Source organism: Luteibacter jiangsuensis (assembly GCF_011742555.1).
Classification (GTDB): Bacteria; Pseudomonadota; Gammaproteobacteria; order Xanthomonadales; family Rhodanobacteraceae; genus Luteibacter; species Luteibacter jiangsuensis.
The window spans coordinates 320,147-338,819 of the sequence record NZ_JAAQQR010000001.1 but is presented as its reverse complement, the minus strand read 5'-3'; the positions used below and the strand labels follow the sequence as shown (position 1 = coordinate 338,819).

The following is an 18,673-nucleotide window of genomic DNA, read 5'->3' as shown; positions in this document are numbered from 1 at the left end:
TTCCAGGGGTAATACCGTGAACCGATTCTTGCTACTGACCTGCTTGCTTCTCCTCGGTTGGATGCCATCCGCCCACGCCGATGCCTCCTGGTGGAACCAGGACTTCGCCTTCCGCAAGGCGATCACGATCGACACGACCGCGAGGGGTGGCAACGTGACCACGGCGGTGGGCCGGGTGCCGCTGCTGGTCCGCCTGCATTCGGGCAACTTCACCTTCGACGGTGTGTCCGAAAACGGCGCCGACGTGCGTTTCGTCGCGTCCGACGACAAGACGCCCCTGAATTACCAGATCGAAAGCTTCGATCCGGTGCTGGGCGTTGCGCTGGTGTGGGTGGACGTGCCGCAACTGGCCGCGGACAGCCAGCAGCAGATCTGGATGTATTACGGAAACCCGAAAGCCCAGGGCGGCGAGAAGGCCGGCGCGGTATTCGATGCCGACTATGCCGCCGTCTATCACTTCGAGGAGGCGGCGGGTACGCCACCGAACGACGCCACGGCCTATGCCAACAATGCCGTGGGTAACGACATCCTCACGGCGGACGGCATCATCGGCAAGGCCGCGCGCTTCGACGGCTCGAAGGTCGTGACCCTCCCGGGCAGCGTTTCGCTGAACGTGGCCGAGGGTGGCAGTTTCACCTTCAGCGGTTGGGTGAAACCGGACCCGATGCCTGCGGGCCGCGCGCTGCTGTATGCACGCCATCAGGGTGAACAGAAGCTGCTGATCGGCCTCGAGAACGGCGTGCCCTTCGTCCAGTTGAACGACGTCACCACGCCGGCCGGCGAAGCCGTCAAGGCCGGCGGCTGGACGCATATCGCCGTCACGGCCAATGGGAGCGACATCGAGCTGTACGTGGACGGCCGTCCGTATGCAAAGCTCGATGCGAAGCTGCCGGCCATGACCAGCCAGGCGACCCTGGGCGGCGACATCGCCGGTCAGACCGACGGTACTGTGCCGTTCACCGGCATGCTCGACGAAGTGCGGCTGTCGCGGGTCGCTCGCTCCGCGGCGCTCATCGCGGTGGACGCGCAGGCACAGGGTGCCGAATCGACACTGCTGGCCTACGGCGCGGACGAGAAACAGTCCGGTGTGGGCTTCGGCTATTTCGGCATCATCGTGAAGTCCGTGACCGCCGATGCCTGGGTGGTGATCGGCATCCTCCTTGTGATGGCGGCCATTTCCTGGCTGGTGATGTGGCAGCGCGCCGCCTACGTCAACAAGGTGAGCCGCGCGAACGAGGAATTCCTCGACGCGTTCCGCCAGCAGGGCCGCAACATCCTCGCGCTCTCGCGCGATCCGGCCGCGGCGCGCCTCGGTGATGCGTCGCTCTACCGTCTGTACAAGGTCGGGGCGGCGGAAGTCTGGAGCCGCCGCGACGAGGACGGGCACGACCACATCGCGTCGGAGTCCATCGAGGCCATCCGCGCCACCATGGACTCGGTGCTGGTGCGCGAGAACCAGGCGTTGGCGAAGTCGATGGTCTTGCTGACCATCGCCATTTCCGGCGGCCCGTTCCTCGGCCTGCTCGGTACCGTCGTCGGCGTGATGATCACCTTCGCGGCGATTGCGGCGGCGGGCGACGTCAACGTGAACGCCATCGCTCCCGGTATCGCCGCCGCGTTGCTGGCCACGGTCGCCGGCCTGTTCGTCGCCATCCCCGCCCTGTTCGGCTACAACTACCTGCTGATCCGCAACAAGAACGTCACCGCGAACATGCAGGTGTTCGTCGACGAGTTCGTGACGCGGCTGGCGGAACAGCAGCGCGCTTCCAGGCCTTCGGCGGTCACGGCCTGAGGAGGCGACCATGCGCGCGCAAGACGACGACAAGCCGTACGACGACATCAACATCACGCCGATGCTCGACCTGGCGTACGTGTTGCTCGTGATCTTCATCATCATGACCACGGCGTCGGTGCAGGGCATCAAGGTGAACCTGCCCAAGGCCAGTGCCGCGGTCAGCATGGCGAAGCCGCAGACGAAAGCCATCACCATCGCCGACTCGGGTCAGGTTTTCCTCGATGCCTACCCGGTCACCCTCGACGAACTGGAGCAGCGGCTGCGCGCGCTCAAGGCCATCACTCCGGATTTCCCGGTGGTGGTGAAGGGCGATGCCACGGTCCAGTACCAGAAGGTGATGGATGTGCTGGATCTGCTGCGCCGCGTGGACCTGCCGCAGGTCGGCCTGGTCACCGGCAAGTCGCCGAAGGGATGAGCGCGTGACGACGCAGCCATTCCAACGCCGACGCCGGCGACGCTGGCTGGGACCCGTGCTCGGTGGCGCCGTGGTGCTGCTTCTGGCCGCGCTCGTCTGGCACTTCGCCGGCAGCAGTGTCGCCGTGCGGCGCGAGGCGCCGCGCGTGGCCACCATCACGCCGCTGCCCCCGCCCCCTCCGCCACCGAAGGAAAAGCCGCCGGAGCCGAAGAAGGTGGAGGAGGAAATGAAACCGGTGGAGAAACCGCAGGAGATTCCGCAGAAACCCGTGGATGCTCCGAAGCCGAGCAACGACGTCGCGAAGAACGTGACGATCAACGGCGATGCCCAGGCCGGCAGCGACGCCTTCAACATCGGCGCGGGTGACGGCGGCGGCATGATGGGTTCCGGTGGCGGTACCGGAACCGGTACCGGCAGCTACGACCAATACCTCGGCTATGCGATCCAGCAGGCCGTACAACGCGACGACCGCGTGAACCGGCTCGTCTTCGACGTGCGCGCCGACGTGTGGCTGGACGCCGACGGGCGCCTCACGCGTGCCGAACTGGTCGGTTCCAGCGGCAACGAAAAAACCGACGCGGCCTTGATGGATGTCTTGCGCGCGATGCCGCGCATCGAGGTGGCCCCGCCGTCGTCCCTGCATTTCCCCTTGCGCGTTGCCATCCGCGGGAAGCGTCCCGCATGAGCGCCGTCGACACACTACACACCCGGAGAGTTCGCATGACCATCGGAAAGGCCCGCCAACGCCCCGCGCGAGTCATGCTGACGGCCGCCATCGTGCTGGCGCTTTGCGCCGGCGGCGCACACGCACAGAGTGCGCCGTCCGACAACGCCACCATCAACCTCGTGCGCCTGCTGGTGAAGCGCGGCGTGCTGACCCAGGCGGACGCCGATGGGCTTATCGCCCAGGCGAACGCCGAGGCCGCGCAGGCGCAGAAACTCGCCGGTACGGCCAACGCCGTGCCTGCGGCGCCGGGACAGGTGCGTGTCACCTACGTGCCCGAAGTGGTGCGTAACCAGATCAAGGACGAACTGCGCCAGGAAGTGGTGGCACAGGCGAAGAGCGAGCACTGGGCGACGCCGGGAGCACTTCCGGAATGGCTCGACCGCATCGCCTGGTCGGGCGACATGCGGGTGCGCGACGAGTTCCATTACTACGACAAGGGCAACGCCTATCCCGTGGTGGACTTCGCGCAGCTCAACCGCACGGGACCCTACGACCTCAACGGCGCGAATCCGCCGCCGTTGCTCAACACGCGGGAGAACCGCACGAACTCGCTGCGCATCCGCGCCAGGCTCGGCGTGAACGTGGATCTGGGCGAGAACGTGAGCGCCGGCATCCGCATCGGCACAGGAAACGACAACAACCCGGTTTCCACCACGCAGACCCTCGGCGGCGGACTGGCGAAGAAGGACCTGTGGCTCGACCAGGCCTGGCTGGCATGGAAGCCGACGTCGTGGGCGCAGGTGATCGGTGGCCGCATGCCGAACCCGTTCATGAGCACGGACCTCGTGTATTCCAACGACCTGAATTTCGACGGCATCGTCGGAAAGTTCAATGTGCCGATGACGGACGACATCGGAGCGTTCGCGAACGTGGGCATGTTCCCGATCGAGTACCAGGCCGACGACTTTCCCTCCCAGCAGGGCATCAAGAATGCCAGCCGCGACAAGTGGATGACCGGCGCCCAGATCGGGGGAAGCTGGAAGTTCAATGAAGACACGGAATGGAAGCTGGCCCTGGCGTACTACCGCTTCGATCACATGCGCGGCGAGCTCTCCTCGCCGTGTTCGATCTACCTGGGCGTATCGTTCTGCGATACCGACGCGACCCGCTCGGCCTTCATGCAGAAGGGCAACTCGCTGTTCCTCATCCGTGACATCGTGCCGGATCCGAACTCGCCCTCCAGTTACGCCCAACCGCAGTATGTGGGCCTGGTGTACGACTACCACGTGGCCGATGCGAACACCCGGCTGGACATGAAGGTAGCGGACACGCCGCTGCGCCTCGAGGCCGACTATATCCGCAACATGGCCTACCACCGCCGCGACGCTTTCCGCAGCGATGTGGGCATCAACCGTCTCGTGAACAACTTCGGCGCCGGGGATTTCAGCGAGAACACGTACAAGAGCGGCCCGGTGGGCTGGATGGTGCGGGCCACGCTGGGTGATCCGAATCCGCATGCGGCCGGCGACTGGAACGTGGCGCTTGCCTATAAGTACCTGCAGCCGGACGCCACGCTGGACGGCCTGACCGATACGGACTTCCACCTGGGCGGCACCAACGCCAAGGGCTTCATCCTGGGCGGCAGCTACGGTATCTCGCCGTACGCGTGGTTGAGCGCGCGTTACTTCAACGCGAAGGAAGTCTTCGGTCCGCCGCTCTCCATCGACGTCTTCCAGCTCGAAATGAATGCGCGGTTCTAAGGAGTCGACATGAAACGCACGCTCATCGCCCTGTCCCTGTTCGCCATCCTGCCGGCGGCACATGCGCAGACCGCCAGCCTGGAGAGCCGCATCCGCGACCAGCTGCGGGAAACGCGCGCGCAGCTGCAAGACCTGCAGACGCAGCAGGCGCAATGGGCGGCGGAGAAGGCTGCGCTGGAAAAGGAACGCGACGACGCGAAGCAGGCGGCGGAGGCCGCTCGCGCCGCCGCAAAGAATGCCGGCGGGCTATCGCCGGAAGCCAGCCGTGCCCTTGCTGCCGAGAGGCAGAAGCGGGAGGCCGCCGAGGCCGAGTTGCAGCGGGTCAAGGCCGATACGGGTTCCGCCGCGGTTGCCTTGCGCACCGCGGAAACCGAGCGGGCAAGACTTGCCAGGGAACTGGATACGGCGAAGGGCCAGGTGGACGCCTGCACCGCCCGCAACGTGCAGATGTACCGCGTGGGCCAGGAAGTGATCTCCGCGTACGAGAACATCGACATGGCCGATGTGGTCGCTTCGCGCCAGCCCTTCGCCGCGAAGGCTAGGGCGAAGCTGGAGAATGCGGCGCAGTCGTTCGGCGACAGGCTCTACGAACAACGCTTCGATCCGCGGGCCGGCCAGGCTTCGGCCTCGCCATGAGACGGAACGGCCATGACGCCAACCCATGACTTCGAATCGCCACCCGCGTACCACGCGGCGCGTCCGCGCACGTCGCGCGCTCGCGCCGCGGCCGACGCGCGGATCTGCGGGATGACCTGCATGCACGCGCTGGCCGAGATGCTTCGCCAGCTCTACGCCGCGAGGCAGGGCAGGGCGGCGGAAACGCTCATGGACCGCTGCTCGCGGGAGGCGCTGGAAAAGCTCGTGCGCGAGTCGTCGGCATTTCTCGGCTCGCGCGTGCTCTATGCGGTGGAGGACAGGCTGCGCCATCGCAAGCCGCAACTGGAAGAAGCCGCGCTGCCCACGGTCCGTGCGATCGCCAGCGTGTTGAACGCGTGGCTGCACGACGGACGCCGGCTGGCGATCCGCGCGGTACTGCGCGAACTCAGCGAGGACGAGTTGAGGGAACTCGCCTCGCTGCCCGAATTGAATGACGAAGTGGCAACGATGACTGGCGATTTCGCGGGCGGGAACGCGCCGTGATCGTTGCCCACCGACACCGCGGCGCGATGTTGCCGCATCCTGTTTCCCGAGGTCAGTCATGATCGTGCGTACCAAGACCCCCAAAGACACCCGCCGCCCGACCCCGGCCAGGCCGCGGCCGACCCTGCACCGCCGCGCCATGTGCCAGTTCATCGCCATGGCGCTGTTCGGCAGCGGCATCGCGCACGCCGGCACCACGCCGCCCGCTTTCAGCCAGGCATGGTTCGCGACGAAGCAGCCGGGCGCGCGCCCGCCTTCGGCGCCATCCGCGGGCGCAGGCAACGGCAACAACGTCAGCTTCAGTCCGGGCAGCGCGCTCCTGCAGCAGCGCGTCCAGAGTTCCATCCAAAACCTCAACAACGCGGCCGCCGCGCTCGCGTCGCAGATGCAGCAGCAGAAGGACGCGCAGGCCGCGGCGGCACAACTGGTGTCGAAGGTGCCGGATGGCCTGGTCGAAGGGGGCCTCAAACCGGCAGCCGCCATAGCCGCGGATCCGTCGCTGTGGCAGAACGCCAACGCGCCGACGGATACGGTGGCGGGCGGCAGGCACACCGTGGAAGTAAAGCAGACCGCGAAGAAGGCGATCCTGACCTGGGACAGCTTCAACGTCGGCCGCGACACCACCCTGTACTTCAACCAGAGCGGCGGCAACCTCACCGGTGGCGGCAACGACTGGATCGCGCTGAACAGGGTCAACGATCCGACGGCCAGCCCCAGCCAGATCCTCGGCAAGATGAAGGCCGAGGGTACGGTTTACCTGCTGAACCGTAATGGGGTGATCTTCGGGCAGGGTGCGCAGGTGGATACGCATTCGCTGCTCGCCAGTTCGATGTCCCTGTTCTCCAAGGACGTGAAAACGAGCAACAACATTTTCTTTGCCTCGGGCATTTCTGATCCGGCCAGCAACCGTCTCCACCAGCCGGTGCTCCTGGGTGATGACGGCACCGCCGAGGGTGCCGGCGTTGTCGTGGAGAAGGGAGCCTCGATAAGCGCCGGCCGGGATGGCTTCGTCCTTGTGGCGGCACCCAAGGTCGTGAATCGCGGCGCGATCGTCGCGGACGATGGCAGCGTCCTGCTCGCGTCGGCGGGCCGACTGGACAACGCGACCACGGCGGGCGAACTCAGCCTGACCGTGAATGGACAGGTGGCGCCTGGCGGTGGCGTCGAGAACACGGGCCTCGTGCAGGCGCGACGCGGTTCCGTCACGATGACCGGCCCGAGCATCGCGCAGGATGGCGTGGTCGTCACGTCAACGAGCATCGCGCGGCCGGGCAGCATCACCCTGCAGGGAGCCACTGCCACGGGCAATGGCCCAGTCGAATTCGGCGCGGGCTCGGTCACGGCCGTCCTGCCCGAGAAAGACGGCGCGACGACCACGTCGACGGCCGATGCCGACAAGGTGTTCGTGCCCGGCAGCGTCTCGGTTTCCGGTTCGAAGGTGACGCTTGCCGGCGGGTCGCTGATCGAGGTGCCGGGCGGGAAGGTGACGCTGCGGGCGATCAACATGGGCGGTTCCGACGCGGGGCCCACCGACGGCCGCGTGTACATCGACAGCGGTGCGACCATCGACGTCTCGGGCCTGGCCAACGTGGAATTGCCGATGTCGGCGCTCCTGGTGAGCATCCCGCGTATTGGCCAGAACGAACTGGCGGACTCGCCGCTCCTGCGCAATAGCTTTCTCTATACGCAGAAGAACATCATGCTGGACAGCACGGTGTCGGGTACGCGTGCCGATGGCCTCGACTGGATAGGCAGCCCGATCCTCAATGCGGCCGGTTACGTGCAGAACATGCCGCGCGACATCGACCAGATGCTCACGCGGGGCGGGTCCATCACCCTGGAAGGAAACGATGTCATTGCGCGTGCCGGATCGCGAATGGCGCTGGACGGCGGCTATCTGGCCTACCAGTCGGGCTGGGTCACGACACCGAATCTGCTGGGTGCGGATGGACGCATCTACAACATAGCTTCAGCTGATCCCGACGTGGCTTATGTTGGCTTCGCCGGGCAGTACAACAGTGCGCATGCGCGCTGGGGCGTCAGCGAGACCTATAACTCGCCCGTCATGGGCGGTTCGCGCCGCTATCAGGAAGGCTTCGTCAAGGGTGCAGATGCCGGCACGATGACCGTGCATGCCAATCGGGGACTCGCGCTCGATGGCGAGATATCCGCAGAGGCGACACCGGGCACGAGGCAGACAGGCGACGGCACCCAGCCGGAGGGCGGCAATTTCGCATTCGACATGGCTCCCGCGTTCGCGGGCGTTTTCAGCAACCGCGGGCTTCGAGTGCAGGAGACGTCGCGCACGCTCGAGTCGCTCTCGCCAGGCTTCGATCGCGACACCGAATGGAGCGATGTGGATGTTGCAGCGGGTCTCGACGCACCCTGGATGGTCGTCGGCGCCGATACGTTGGGGAGGGCGGGCTTCAGCACGATCGATCTGGCGTCTGCGACGGCCCTCGAGGTGGCATCCGGGGCGCACCTGGTGGTGCAGCCGGGTGGCGGCGTCTCGATTGCCGGTTCGCGCGTCGACATTTACGGCAGTGTCGAGGCTCCCGCCGGCGACATATCCATTCGCACGACCATGCCTTCGCAGGCACCCGGCCAACCGACGACCTCGCCGTTGCAGGATCCTGACATTACCCTTCACGATGGCGCGCTGCTCAGCGCTCGCGGTCGATGGGTGAACGACAGCGGCCTCGATCCTGACCACGCGCAAGGCGATCGCTGGATCGACGGCGGCAACGTGACGATGACCACCGTCTCGGCTTTAGACCGGGAGGACGGTGACGACACCGGCTCGATCATCCTGTCGGAGGGCAGCGTGATCGATGTCTCCGGCGGCGGCTACGTCGACATCCACGGCATGACGAGCCTGACCCACGGGGTTCCCGCTGGACGCGGTGGAAACGTGGCGCTGCAGACCTACGCCTACGGCGACGGCGGTGCGTGGGGTGGCGCCCCGCCCCCTGAATCGTTCGAGCATGCACGCGTCGAACTGGGCGGCTCGCTCCGGGCCTTCGGCTTTTCGGGCGGCGGTGCGTTGACGCTCCGGGCCGCGCAGGTCCAGGTGGGCGGCGACCCCGCGGACATGGCGCTTCCGAATGGTCTGTGGCTGGCCCCCGAATTCTTCGCCGGCCAGGGCTTCAGCCGTTACAACCTCGATTCCGTGACCGACACCACCGTTGCGGATGGCTCGAACGTGGTGGTGCGGCAGGCCAACCTCCTCGGCGACGTAGACGCGTTGCGCAGTCTGCCGACCGATGCCGACCTCTACGCCTCACCGGCAGTCGTCGGTGTCGGTTACCTCGACGACTGGCAGCGCTGGGCGACACGGGGCACGTCCCAGGAGGCCCTGCCGGGGATCACACTGCGTGCAGGCGACTACCTCAACTGGATCGTGGACCCGCTTTCCCCGGGCCACACTCCGCGCGAGATTCCAGGCGTCTCCGGCTCGGCCGTCATAGGGAAGGGCGCCCGCATCGACGTGGACGCGGGCGGGGTGATCGACATCTCCGCCGGGCACGACGTCGAGGTCGATGGCGGACTGACGGCGCACGGTGGCGCCATCAATCTCAGTACCTTTTTTACCCAGGCCGATACCGGGCTGACCTCGCGCGTGCGCGTTGGCGGCCAGGCCGTGCTGGACGCCAGCGGTGTAGCCCTCGTCGACACCCAAGCGGCACCGGCCACAACTGCGGCAGGCCGCATCGTGCCGCGTGTCGGTGAGGTACTGGCCGGCGGCTCCGTGGCCTTGAACGGCAGCGACGAAACCTTCGTCATTGCGGAAGATGGAGCACGCATCGATGTGTCGGGAGCGGCGGATAGCTTCGATCTCCCGGGCGCATCCCGCCGCTTTTTCGGAACGACGGCGAACGTGGCGCCCGTGGCGGTCTGGAGCGACGGCGGCAGTATCGTCTTCGGCGCGTCCGCCGGCTTGTACATCGGCGCGACGCTGGATGCCCACGGTGGCGCACCGTCCGCGGAGGGTGGCTCGCTGCAGATAGTTGCGCTCGATGCGGGCGACGATACTGCCAAGGTCAAGGCAAAGGGCATCCTTGTTCGCCAGTCTCACAACGGCAGGCCGGCGTTTGCCGCCGCCGATGCGGCCGACGGTAGCGTCGCCGGTGCCGACGGTACGCTTGAGTTCGCCGCCGATGTTCTCAACGGTTCGGGCATTGCCAGCTTGCAGTTCGGCCCGGCGGCCGATCAGCCTGCGGGCGTACAACAGATTCTTCCGATCGCCTTTGCGGGCGACGTGAAATTGAATCTCGGTCGCCAGGTCCTCGTCAATGCTGCCGGCATCGAGGCATTGCCAGAGGATGCCAGGAGTGTCGACATTCCCGCAGGCTATCTCCAGGGCACGGGCCATGTAAGCATCACCGCGCCTTATGTACAGGTGACCGGCACATCGCTGGCACCGCTCGCGGTGGCCGGCGACGGCATCCTGGATATCAACGCCGGCACCATCGACATGGGCGGCATGGTCAACCTGCAAGGCTGGCGACAGGCCAGTTTCAACGCTGCTGACGACCTGCGGTTCACTGTCCCTCCGCTCCGTGCCTCGGGCCCGGATGGTTCGATATCGCCTGGCATGCTGTTCTCCACGGGGGACCTGGTGTTCTCGGCGGGCCAGGTGTATCCGACGAGCGCCTACCGTTTCGCGATCGACGCGAATGCGTCCGGCCTTCCCGGCGCGGACGGCAACGTACGCGAAACGACGATCACATTCCTCCCGGGCAAGCCGTCGACGGCGCCATTGTCCGCTGGCGGCGCGCTCCTCGTAAGCGCCGACCATATCGAGCAACAGGGCACGATTCGCGTGCCGTCGGGTACGCTCATCCTTGGCACGACGGACCCTGCGTCGGCCGCCAACGGTTTTGGGCTGGCCGCCGGTTCGCCTGCACTGGCAACCACGAAGAGTGTCCATCTCGCCCCGGGAAGCATTACCTCGGTGTCGCTCGATGGGCTTACGGTGCCTTACGGCACGACGGTGGACGGCATCGACTGGCGTTATGCGACAAGTCCCACCGACACGCCGCGGACCATCGCCGCGCCGCCCGCCAAGCAGGTGCAGGTGCAGGGCGATTCCGTGGCGCTCGATTCCGGTGCCACCATCGATCTCGATGGCGGCGGTCACCTGCAAGCCTCGGAATTCGTACCGGGTACGGGAGGGTCGCGCGACGTGCTGGCGACGGCACCGAACGGCGCCACCGTCTACGCGATCCTGCCGGGCCGGCAAGGCGCGGTGGCGGCGACGGACTTGGCCATGGCGGCCAGCGGTGGCACCCAACCTGACGTGGGTCGCCAGGTGTATCTCTCCGGCGTGCCGGGGCTGCCCGCCGGCTATTACACGCTGTTGCCCGCGCAGTACGCCACGCTACCGGGAGCGATGCGCATCTACCAGACCGCGTCCCGCGACGCCGCTCCCGGCCAGGCGGCGGGGTTCGCGGATGGCGGGTACGCCGTGGCCGGCTACTACGCCAATGCCCTTACCGGTGCGCGCGACGCGCGTACCACCACGTTCGTGGTCCAGTCGGGGGACACCTGGAAGCAGTATTCGCAATATCGCCTGACGGATGCCGACACGTTCTTCAGTGCGGCAGCTACGAAGAAGGGAAATGTGGCGCCGCCGTTGGCGGCGGATGCCGGCCGGCTGCAGATCGGTGCCGGACGCCAGCTGGAACTGGGTGCGACGCTTGACGCCACGCCCGACAAGGGCGGCCGCACCTCGCAGGTGGATATCTCGGGGCAGGCCATTCAGATTCTCGGCGCCGACGAGGCGGCGCGCGATGGGTACCTCGGCATCTCGGCCGACGGCCTCACCACACTGGGTGCCGGTAGCCTGCTCCTTGGCGGCACGCGGCGCAGCGATACCGACGGCGATCACGTCGACGTAAGCGCCGACTCGATCCTGTTGTCGAACGATGCCGCGCATCCGCTCGCGGGACAGGAGATCCTGCTCGTCGCTGGCCCCGCTGGCGACGGCATCACTTTGGAGAGCGGCAGCGTTCTCACTGCGCGAGGCGAGGGGAGCCAGGTGGGGGGGCAGCCGCTGGTGTTCGGTCGCGACGCGGGCACCGACGCCAGCGGGAAGCCGGTTTCGACAATCGACGGCAGCGGCGCGCTGCTCCGTGTGTCGCAGCACGGCGCGGCACCCATCGCGAGGCTGGGCCTCGGCGCGGGATCGCCCGGCGGCCTGCTGACGATCGACGCCGGTGCAACCGTGACAGGCGGCAACGCCTTGTCGCTGGACGCTACAGGTCGCGTGCGCGTAGACGAGCATGCGCTTCTGTCCGGCAAGGCCATCGACGCCACGGCGAACCGCATCGCCTTCGTCGGCACGGATGCCGCATCGCCCACGGACGGACTGGCCATCGGCGCGGTGACGCTGGCTCAGTGGGCCAAGTCCGATTCGGTCACGTTGCGCAGCCGGGGCTCCATCGATTTCCTCGGCGCCCAGGATGTCGCCGTCGACAACAGCCTCGTGCTGAGTGCAGGTGCCATCACCGGCGACGGCCACGACGTGAGCTTGCGTGCCGGGACGATCACCTTCGCGAACCTGTTGGGCGCGACGGCGGTTAACACGCAGCCGGGTGGCGGAACGCTGGCCGTCGACGCCAACGAGATCGACTTTGGCGCGGGCACGGCGGCGTTGCGCGGCTTTGGAGCCTTCGACGGCTCCGCGGCTTCCGGCATCGTGGCCGCGGCCCGGGATGGCATGGACTTCGGTGCCGCCGCCGTGGACCTTTCGGCACCGGTGTTCGTCGCCGATGGCGGGGGCGCCACCACTCTCATCACCACGGGCGCGATGGCGTTGCACGGCCGTGAGGGCAAGGCGCTTTCCCGAGACGGCCTGGGTGGCTCGCTCACCTTGCGCGCTGCCAGCATCGACGATGGCATGAACCTCAGGGCGGCGGCGGGTGGCCTGTCCCTCGACGCCACGCAGGGCGGCATCCACGTTGCGTCCGGCACGTCGCTCGACGTCGCTGGCGTTACCCGCCAGTTCTTCGACACGGCGGCCTATGCGCCGGGAGGCAACCTGGCGCTGAGCGCCGCTGGGGATATCTCCATCGACGACGGCGCCTCCGTGCGCTACGGCGGTGCCGCGGAAGCCGGCGATGCCGGATCGTTCAAGGCCGTCGCGGGCGGCGCGTTGATGCTTGGCGGCACTTACGACGGCCACGCGGCAGACGGCTATCGGGGCGGCTACTTCACCGTCGGCACCGGCGGTGCTCTCGACCTCGATGCGCTGGCCGGACTCGTTGCCGCAAGCGGTTCGACGGGTCTGGTGGACGTCACCAGCGCGCAGGGCGACCTGGCTCTATCCGCGGGGAATACCCTCAAGTCGCAGAAGGTCTATCTGTACGCCAACGGTGGCAGGGCGCGCATCGACGGCACCGTTGATGCAAGCTCGCCGGCAGGCAGCCACATCGAGGTGTGGGCCCGCCAGGGCGTCGATATCGATGGCGTGCTGGATGCCCATGTGACCACGCCTGAGCAGCGCGGCGGCGACGTGCTTCTGGGTACCACCGGCACGGGTAATGGCTCGACCGATCCGACCTATGGCTATGAGGAAGTCGACCGCGCCGACGCCGGTTACGTCCATGTGGGTGCGGGCGCCCAGATCAATGTCTCGGGTGGTTCGAATAACGCATTTGCCGGCGGAAGGCTCAGCATTCGCGCGCCGCTGCTCGCGGACGGCGATGTACCGGTAACGATCGACAGTCCGTCGTCGATCAAGGGGGCGCGCGACGTCACCATCGAGCCGCTTGCCGTGTGGAGCACGACGGACGGCACCGGCAACCAACAGCACTTCGATGGTGTCGTCGATCCGGCGGGCTGGTTCAAGAGCGACGGCGTGACGATGGTGTCGGGCACCTGGGTCGACGGCAAGGGCAATGCACTGCCGCCGCCGACGGATGCCGCGCAGCAGGCGGATTACCTCGACAAGTATTACTTCACGCCCGATGCGATCAATACGGATCACGCGGGCTTCTATGGCTACCGTGACGGCGATCCCACCCACGGGCCCGGTACCTTGATGGGTTTCGTGCAGCAGCCGGGCTTTACCTTCGGCCATCGCTTCGACGGGATCGCCAATGTCCACGTGCGTCCGGGGATCGAACTGCGCAATCCGACCGACGGTGCGAATGACGGTGACATCAAGGTCGTCACCAACTGGAACCTCGGAGCCGGCGTGACCGGTACCGACGGCAAGCCGCAGCTCGCATATCGCTATCATGGCCAGGCGCCGATCCTGACCGTGCGCGCCGCGGGAAATCTCGACCTCGACGCGAGCATCACCGACGGCTTCTACCAGCAGAACGACGGCGCCCAACTCAACGATCCGCCCACCAGCGGTCCCGACGATCCGCGGTATGACGCCGCGCTGATCGGGTACCAGGCGGCGCAGTCCTATCTCGATGCCAACAATGCATGGAATGGAACGATCAACCTCGCCGACGGCGATCCGGCGGACGGCATGACGCCGGGCGGCGGCGTCGCCGACATCAGCAAGGATCCGTATTACCAGCCGCTGACCGCGCCTTCAAAGGGGCAGAACGACGACTACTACGCGAACTACCAGCAGTACATCACCGAGTTCGGCGACAACGCTACGAACTTCGGATGGTCTTCGTCCTTCGTCACGACCAACCAGACCACCGGATTCCTGGCCTATAACCCCACAAAGCAGGTAGCGCCGCAGCCCTCCGCGTTTGCGAGCTATGCGGATTACGCCAGTGCCTATGAGGCGTGGCTGGAAGCGACCTTCCCGTTCTTCACGCCGTCGGCCGAGACGCCGTCGCCCATTCTGCTTCCCGTCAACAGCGATTACGCGGCCTGGTCACGCGACTACGGCACGTACATCACGGGGCATTTCAACTATTACTTCTGGGTGAGCCTCTTCGTCGGTGCAGGGTCGGGCACGCAGTTGTTCTACGCCCCCTTCGCTCCGAAGGAATCGAACCCGGCAAATCCCCTTTACTCGGCCGCGCTTACCGCCTATCAGAAGGCGCAGATCTACCTCGACGCAAACGACGCGTGGAATGGCACGATCAACCTCGCCGACGGCGATCCGGCCGACGGCAAGACGCCAGGTGGCGGCAAGGCGGACATCAGCAAGGACCCGTATTACCAGCCGTTGATCGCCCCTGCTGCGAAGCAGACCGATCAGTACTACGCCAACTATCAGAAATACATCACCGAGTTCGGCGACAACGCCAGCAACTTCGGCTGGTCTTCGTCCTTCGTAACGGCGAACGACACCACCGGTTTCCTGGCCTACAACCCGACGAAGCAGGTGGCCCCGCAGCCTGGGCAGTTCGCGAATTACGCCGATTACGCCACGGCCTACGAGACCTGGCTGGAAGCCACGTTCCCGTTCTTCACACCGTCGGCGGAGACCCCGTCGCCGATCCTCTTGCCGGTCGCAAATGATTACACGGCCTGGTCGAGCGATTACGACACCTACATCACCGGACACTTCAACTATTACTTTTGGGTGAGCCTCTTCGTCACTGGCGGTTCGGGTACCCAGCTGTTCTACGCCCCCTTCGCTCCGCGTGAGAATGCGGACAATTCGGCACCGCCCGCGGTTCCTGTAGGCAAGCCTGCCCCCGATAACTCGCCGTCGAACATGCCGACGCTTGGCAATGCTGCATCACTCGCATCGGCGACCTTGCTTGGTGGCCCGAGCACGTCGTACCGCCTTGTCGCAGGTTCCGACGTCGCTGGCTCCGATCCGCTCGCCACAGCCGCGGCATCCACGGCCAATGTCCGCCTGGACGGACATTTCGAGGTCAAGGACACGGTCACCGATCCCACGGTCGTGACACCGAATGGTCCGCTCTCGGGCAAGACGCTGTTCATGCCGACCACGATCCGCACCGGTACCGGCGACCTCGACATGGTGTCCGCCGGCGATATCCGGTGGATGGATACAGCCGCGCCTGCCACCGTCTATACCGCTGGTGCGCCGGCGGAAGGCACGACGGCGGGGACAGATATCCGTGTCGTTCGTCCCTCGGAATTGTCGGGCGCGGGATTACCGGAACGCCGCCAGCCCGACATGCTGGTCAACGGGCTGGTGAATCCGGATCACGCAGGGGATATCTATCTCCGGGCCGGTGGTGACATCGCCGGTATCCAGAATGTCGTCGATGCGGACGGCTTGCAGACGAAATCGTCACCCGGCACTTCCGTGGCGCAGTACTGGTGGCAATGGATGCAGGTTGGCAACGCCGCCGACGGTTCGAGTTCGTCGATCGATTTCGCCAATTTCCATCAGGGTGTGATGAGCGTCGGCGGCAACATCGACGTCGACGCAGGAGGCGACGTCCAGGAGCTGTCGGCCTCGCTGCCGACCACCTGGTACAAGAATGCGGATGGGAAGTCGCTGACCACCGTGGGTGGCGGGGATCTGTCCGTGCATGCCGGTGGCGATATCCTCAGCGGAACCTATTTCGTCGCCAGGGGAACGGCGGACATACGTGCCGAAGGACTCATTGCTGCATCGCCTTCGCTGGCCACTATCGACTCGGGCGTCGAAATGGGCGCAGGCGGCGGAAGTGCTCATTTCATGACGCCGGTTTCGACGGTATTCGGCATGCAGGATGCGCAGGTGACGGTGAAGGCGCGGCAGGGCACGGATATCGGCTACGTATACGATCCCTCGTATTACGTCAATTACGCCAGTCCGACGAATGCCTTGCTGCCGGCCGGACACCCGGACAGCCAGGGTTACTCGACCGCGTCGTCCTTCGACGTGGCTTCGGTGGCCGGTGACATCGTCTTCGGCAGCCTGGTTGCGCCGAGCCAGGTATTCGGCAGCGGTGGCGGCGCAGGAGCGGTGTTGCCCGCGAGCCTGGCCATGACGGCCCTGAGCGGAAGCATCGATGTCCGCAGGAACGGGGAATTGTTCCCGTCTCCAACAGGTGAATTGACCTTGCTCGCAGCGGACAGCATCGCGTTTGTGAATTCCGGGGTTCTGTCTTCTGGTCGATTCTTCGGTCTGATCGATGTGTCGCCGGAAGATATGCCGTCGCCGTTGCAGCCCATTACGTCCACCACCCCGACGACCTGGCTGGGTGCCGAGGATCGCTCGGGAACATCCAATGCGGCATTTCACGAACCGGATGCGTTGCATGCCGACGATACGGCACCTGTTCGGATCTACGCGCTCGGCGGCGACATCACGAACGGTGTTCAGGACGCTCGCGGCAATACCTGGGATGCCCTCGTGTTGCTTCCCTCGAAGCAAGCGGAGATTCGTGCCGGCCGCGACATCGTCAACCTTTGGCTCATCGGTCAGCACACGCGTAATGCAGACATAACCCGCGTGTCTGCCGGACGCGACATCTACGATACGCCCTTCTCGGCGAACCCCGGGCTCCCACCGCATGCCAACACGGGCAACCCTGTGCCGGCGCTGATGGTCGGTGGTCCCGGCACCTTTGTTGTCGACGCGGGACGCGACATCGGGCCCTTCGTGAGCCAGGCCGACCTGGCGCCAAGAAGCAGCGCCGCAGGCGGGCAGACCGGCATTCAGGCGGTCGGTAACTTCTACAACCCCTATCTCCCCCACGAAAGCGCCGACGTACTGGTCAATTTCGGCGTGGGCCCGGGTGTCGACACGGCTGGTTTCCTGGCGCGCTATCTCGGTGGCGTGGATGGACTGCCCAGCCTGATGCCTGACCTGGTCAAATTCATGCAAGAGCGTCTTGCCGGTCAGAACACGGCTACCGGGCATGCCAGCGACGATGTCACGCCCATGCTTACGCCGGAGCAGGCACGCGATCTTTTCGCCAAGGAACCGGAGATCGTTCAGCGCATCTTTGCGGAGAAGGTTCTGTTCAAGCTGCTGGCGGAAGTCGGTACTGACTACAACGACGCCTCGAGCCCCTATGCGGGTCAGTACGCCCGCGGTTATGCGGCACTCGACAGTCTTTTCCCGAGCGCGTTTGGCTACACCGCCAACGGCACGGGTCAGGGCGGCCTCAACGGCGCGGCAGCCACCGTGGACACTGGCGATCTCGACATCCGGAGCTCGACGATCCAGACGCAGCAGGGTGGCGATGTGACCTTGCTCGGGCCGGGTGGACAGGCGCTGATCGGGAGTACTTCCGCGCCGCGTTTCACCGACAGCAACGGGCACGTGATCGCCGGGCCCAATACCATGGGTCTGCTTACTCTCGAAACAGGCAACGTCAACGTCTTCACCGACCGAAGCCTGCTGCTCGCCCAGAGCCGGGTGTTCACCGAACAGGGCGGCGACATCACGATCTGGAGCTCCAACGGCGACGTCAATGCGGGGCAGGGTGCGAAGACCAGCAGCGAAGTACCCCCACCCATCTTCCTCTGTGACGTGGATGCCTGGTGCCGCGTCGATGCGCGTGGTCAGGTGAGCGGTGCCGGTATTGCCACGTTGCAGAGCGTCGAAGGCGCGCCGGCAGGCGACGCCTATCTCATCGCTCCCCGTGGCACGGTGGATGCAGGCGACGCGGGTATCCGCGTTTCCGGCAACATCGTCATCGCTGCGGCGCGCGTGGCCAACGCCGACAACATCCAGGTCAAGGGCGAAGCGATTGGCGTGCCGGTGACGGCGGCCGTCAATGTCGGCGCACTGAACGCCGCCAGCGCTGCGGCCACCGCGGCGTCGCAAGCTGCGGAAGACGTGGCGCGCAAGCAGCAGGCGGATGCGCGCGACAAGCTGCCGTCGGAGATTTCCGTGCGCGTGCTGCGCGACGGCGACAGCACCTCGAGTGTCGCGCCAGCACCTGGTTACGATGGTTCCTCACCCGTGCAGGTGCTTGGCCGCAACGAGGACGGGAAGCTCACCGATGCGGAGAGGAAGGCGTTGCGTCGGATGTAACCCGTCCGGTGTTCAGACATGA

General features: G+C 66.0%; 7 protein-coding genes. All 7 read left to right on the top strand.

The annotated features are described in order from the left end of the window. The first annotated feature begins 16 nt into the window (after positions 1-16). The 7 genes from HBF26_RS01335 to HBF26_RS01305 are packed head-to-tail and all read left to right on the top strand — an operon-like array spanning position 17 to position 18,651. A complete protein-coding gene (locus tag HBF26_RS01335) occupies positions 17-1,792 on the top strand; it encodes a DUF2341 domain-containing protein (RefSeq protein WP_205287574.1) in 1,776 nt (591 codons plus the stop codon). Between the two features lie 10 nt (positions 1,793-1,802). After that, complete coding sequence (locus HBF26_RS01330; RefSeq protein ID WP_167026934.1) at positions 1,803-2,210, top strand: ExbD/TolR family protein; 408 nt, start codon at positions 1,803-1,805, stop codon at positions 2,208-2,210. Positions 2,211-2,214: 4 nt separating this feature from the next. Beyond that, positions 2,215-2,895: an energy transducer TonB family protein gene (locus HBF26_RS01325; RefSeq protein WP_167122315.1), complete on the top strand. Its 681-nt coding sequence runs from the start codon at positions 2,215-2,217 to the stop codon at positions 2,893-2,895. 35 nt (positions 2,896-2,930) lie between these two features. Beyond that, positions 2,931-4,637, top strand: a complete 1,707-nt coding sequence (locus HBF26_RS01320; protein ID WP_205287573.1) for a putative porin — start codon at positions 2,931-2,933, stop codon at positions 4,635-4,637. A gap of 9 nt (positions 4,638-4,646) precedes the next feature. Continuing rightward, positions 4,647-5,273, top strand: a complete 627-nt coding sequence (locus HBF26_RS01315) for a hypothetical protein (RefSeq protein WP_167122313.1) — start codon at positions 4,647-4,649, stop codon at positions 5,271-5,273. A gap of 12 nt (positions 5,274-5,285) precedes the next feature. Next, entirely contained in the window at positions 5,286-5,777 is a 492-nt protein-coding gene (locus tag HBF26_RS01310; RefSeq protein ID WP_167122312.1) for a hypothetical protein, read from the top strand. A gap of 58 nt (positions 5,778-5,835) precedes the next feature. After that, positions 5,836-18,651: a filamentous hemagglutinin family protein gene (locus HBF26_RS01305; RefSeq protein ID WP_167122310.1), complete on the top strand. Its 12,816-nt coding sequence runs from the start codon at positions 5,836-5,838 to the stop codon at positions 18,649-18,651. Positions 18,652-18,673: the final 22 nt, after the last annotated feature.